The organism is Neobacillus terrae (genome assembly GCF_011393025.1).
Classification (GTDB): Bacteria; Bacillota; Bacilli; order Bacillales; family Cytobacillaceae; genus Neobacillus_A; species Neobacillus_A terrae.
The window spans coordinates 1-4,510 of record NZ_JAAOEO010000061.1 but is presented as its reverse complement, the minus strand read 5'-3'; the positions used below and the strand labels follow the sequence as shown (position 1 = coordinate 4,510).

2 protein-coding genes are annotated in these 4,510 nt (G+C 35.5%); both read left to right on the top strand.

Translation table 11 applies throughout. The annotated features are described in order from the left end of the window. Window positions 1-180 precede the first annotated feature (180 nt). Complete coding sequence (locus G8761_RS26500; protein ID WP_166030925.1) at window positions 181-663, top strand: DinB family protein; 483 nt, start codon at window positions 181-183, stop codon at window positions 661-663. Window positions 664-1,147: 484 nt separating this feature from the next. Further along, window positions 1,148-4,111, top strand: a complete 2,964-nt coding sequence (locus G8761_RS26495; protein ID WP_166030924.1) for an EAL domain-containing protein — start codon at window positions 1,148-1,150, stop codon at window positions 4,109-4,111. Window positions 4,112-4,510 lie beyond the last annotated feature (399 nt).

Genomic DNA, 4,510 nt, shown 5'->3' with positions numbered 1-4,510 from the left:
TTCCTTTCTATAAAGGGTTATGAAATCCTGCGAATAAGCGAGTATTTGCTAGAAAATCGTATTAAACTGAGGGAGTTTAAGAAGAAAAAGGATTTTGCAGTATTTAACACGAAAATAAATGGGGAGGATAAGCAGCGGAAATGTATTAAGTTGGAATACGGGAATTGAGGAGTGGTTTAAATGACTGAAGTAAAAGATATTCTATCTGACCAGTTCTTAGCGAATGCCAATGATGCGAGTTGGTACAGACCATTTTCAGAATCCGTGGAGAATTTAACAGAAGAACAAGCATTGTGGAAGCCAAATGAAAATTGTCACAGTATAACTGAGATCGTGCAGCATTTAATATATTGGAATCAAAGCTGGCAGACTAGGTACATTAATTGCAGCATAGATGCCTCCCCTTCAATTAAAGATAATAAAGAGAGCTTTAAAATACCCGAAAATACTACCTTTAATGACTTAAAGGAAACGTTGCTTGATGTTCTTTTGAAGTGGGATGGGCTAATATCCACTGAGAAAATAGAAAGTTATGTTATAGGTTTTTCGGTAAAGGCAAAATGGTGGCAGATTCTAGGGAATTCAACTACACATAACGCATATCATATTGGTCAAATTATATTTATCAGGAAACTTCAAGGCAGTTGGAAAACAGATAAGTAAGGAGTACTATCGTTGATTCAGAAAGAATTGACGCTTTTTTATTTAATTCTTAATTCAACAAACGGGCAGGTTAGTAGCAAAATATAAATATATTGATGATGTCCACCGTACCAATTTTCTCGTTTTATAACCCGCTGAAACTCTCCCTATAATGTTTTTGTAGACCTGCTAAAGTTATCGGCAAAACACTTGGTTTGTTTTAAACTTGTAATAAATTTTGGAGGAACACCCCTCAGAATTTTGGACAGGAGAAATTACGAAACGGGTTTACCTTGTGCCATAATCAAACCTTTTCACTTGTAATTAAGCAAAGAATGTTTTTCTAAGTTATTACTTGAATTAAATCAGCCGATATAAATAGTGAAATGTTTCTAAAGAACGGAACTCACAATTTAATATGTTCCCTCTTTGGAAAGAATAGCCGAGGAAATACGACTAAAAAAATTATTGATATAAGGTCTGAGAATGGGAGTGTAAATGGAAATTGAAATGGATCTATGCAGGTTTAAATTTGAAAGATACTCTTGAAACAGCTTTGGAAAGAGAAGAATTCCAACTTTATTATCAACCCAAAATTGATTTGAAGACAGGGAAGATACAAGGGGTAGAAGGATTGATTCGTTGGGAAAATAAAGAGAAAGGGATTATCTCACCAAATGAATTCATCCCTATTGCAGAGGAAACAGGAATGATTTTACCTATTGGGGAATGGGTGTTACGAACTGCTTGTAAGCAATACAAAGTATGGCAAGAATTAGGACTCCCTCCTATATATATAGCAGTTAATTTGTCTGCTCGTCAGTTGTATCAACCTAATTTAGTAGAGATGATAGAACAGATTTTAGAAGATCATGAACTTTCTCCTGATTATTTAGAACTGGAAATTACCGAGAGTATGATGATGGATGTTCAAAAGGTTCTTCCTATTTTATGGGACTTGAAGCGTTTGGGTGTACGAATTAGTTTAGATGATTTTGGAACAGGGTATAGCTCCCTTTATTATTTAAAGGAATTTCCTATTGATTTTATCAAGATAGACCAAAGTTTTGTTCGGAATTGTACCAAAGATGAAAAGGATGCCACGATTGTTAAAACAATTATTGCAATGGCTCACCAATTAAAGCTGGAAGTCATCGCTGAAGGAGTAGAAACGAAAGAACAGTTGATTTTTCTTCAACAAAATCTTTGTAATAAAGGGCAGGGGTATTTTTTTAGTAAACCTTTACCTCCTAATGAATTTGTTGAAAAATTTTATGAAGTAGAACAAATTGTTCGAAAGGAGGGACTTCCTCAAAAAGTTAGTAATCGAAAATGGTTAGAGGAAGAATTAGAAAATACCCGTCAAGAATTACAAGATACCATAAGATTGCAACAAGGAATGATATTTAAATATACAAAGCGGAATGGGAAATTCATTCATACTTTAAGTGATGGTGAACTGCTTTATCGAATGGGGCTAACACCTGAAAAGATTATTGGGCGGGAAGTATATGATTTTCTTGAAAATAAGGATGCTGAAATCAAACTTCATTTTTATAGAAGAGCGTGGGAAGGGGAGGAGTATGTCTCCTACGAAGGAAATCTAAATGGCATTTGGTATCTTGCTTCTTTACGACCTATTCGCAGAGGAGGGCAAGTCGTAGAGGTCATTGGTTCCTGTGTGGACATTACTGAACGAAAAGAAAGTGAAGAACGCTATCAAAAAGTAGTAGAATATTCTCCTAAAGGTATTGTCATTCATCGAGATGGAAGAATTCTTTATTCCAACCCATCTGCTTTGAAAATTTCAATGGAAAAAGATTTGGTAGGAAAGTCCATTTATAGTTACCTACATCCTGAATTTTATCAACTTTCCAAACAGAGAACATCAAAAGCCGAGGTGGGACAAGAACTTCCATTTACCGAAATGAAACTGTGTCGGAAAGATAGAGAAGTCATTGATATAGAGGTTGGGGCAGTAGCTATCCCCTATGAAGGCAATCGTGCGATATTGGTTGAGTTTAGTGATGTAACGCAAAGAAAAAATATAGAACAGGCATTAGCGGAAAGTAAAGAAAGTTACCAGAGATTGGTGAATCTGTCCCCAGAACCGATTGTGGTACACAGCAAAGGAATCATTCAATACATTAACCGAGCAGGAGTAAAAGTTCTGGGATTTAAACAACCAACAGAACTTCTTGGAAAATCTATTTTAGATATTTTTCATCTCGATTCTCATAATGAAGTTGTCAAACGGATACAACATTTACAGGCAGGAGAAGAAAATCTTGTTGAACCTTTTGAATACAAAATGGTACGGCAAGACGGAACAAACTTTTATGTAGAAGGTACTTCAATAAAAATTAGTTATGAGGGAGAACCAGCTATTCAAGGAATCTTCCGAGATAATACAGCAAGAAAACAGGCGGAGGAAGCACTTCGCAACAGCGAAGCGAAATATCGTCTTATAGCTGAAAATATGCAAGATTTAATTAGAGTATTGGATACAAAAGGAATTGTCAAATATGCCTCACCTTCTCACGAAATGGTATTGGGATTCCCACCAAATTTGTATGAAGGAAATTCATTTTTGGTGCAAATTCACCCTGATGACGTTCCTGATATTGAAAAACAATTCGCTCACCTTGTTTCCGCTAAGACAGTTTCTTGTGTGGAATTTCGTTATAAACATGCTAATGGTGGTTGGGTTTATGTGGAGGCACATGCGACTCCAGCATTGGATGAAAATGATATAGTTCAATCCATTATCGTTGTGAGTCGTGATATTTCGCAACGGAAAAAATCGGAAGAACTCATGCGAAAATCTGAAAAACTTTCCGTAGTTGGACAACTGGCCGCAGGAGTGGCACACGAAATAAGGAATCCACTTACTTCGATAAGGGGATTTTTACAACTACAAAAAGAATTGGATAAGCCTTTATATACAGACTTGATATTACCAGAAGTTAATAGGATTGAAAGCATTGTACGAGAATTTTTAACCCTTGCCAAACCCCAAACACCGAAAATGAAAGAAGTAGATGTAAAAGTGCTTTTAGAACAAGTGTTAATTTTATTTGAGTCACAAGCGTTATTAAATAATGTTGAATTCATACCAGAGGTTGATTCGGATTTGCCATCTGTCTACTGTGACGAAAATCAAATGAAACAGGTTTTTATGAATATTTTACAAAATGCGGTTGAGGCCATGCCGAATGGGGGAATTATCGAAGCACATGTTTTTCGGGAAAATTCAGATTTTATCATGTTTCGATTTATTGACCAGGGATGTGGTATATCTAAAGAACGAATAAAAAAGATTGGAGAACCCTTTTATAGTACAAAAGAAAAAGGAACAGGATTAGGGTTAATGATTAGTCAAAAAATTGTTCAAGAAAATAGAGGGACAATGATAATTGAAAGTACTATTAATAAAGGGACAACAGTTGACGTTATTTTACCCATATAGTAGTGATACACACCTAAAAAACTTTGTACTCAATAAAAATGTGTGTCCTTAAATAAAACAGTTTGAAGGTTCTAAGAAAAAGTGATTAGAGATATATTTAATTCATCTGTAACATAAGTGTTTGGATGCGTGGCTAGGAGCAACCATACAAAAGATGCAATAGCGGGCCGCAGAAGGTTTAAACATAGGCTTTTAAATGGCTTGCCCTTACAAATTTTTGTGAAAAGTGTAATTATATTGGACCGTGAAAGATTGTACTTAAACTATCAGGGGCTTTGCTTCAACAAAGGAGCAAGGCTTTTATCTTATTGAAGTAAAGGGACAGCATTCCTGTAATTAAGGAAAATGGAGTTTGAACAAAAAAACAACCTCTTGGTAGAATGAAAGAGTCCTGACGCT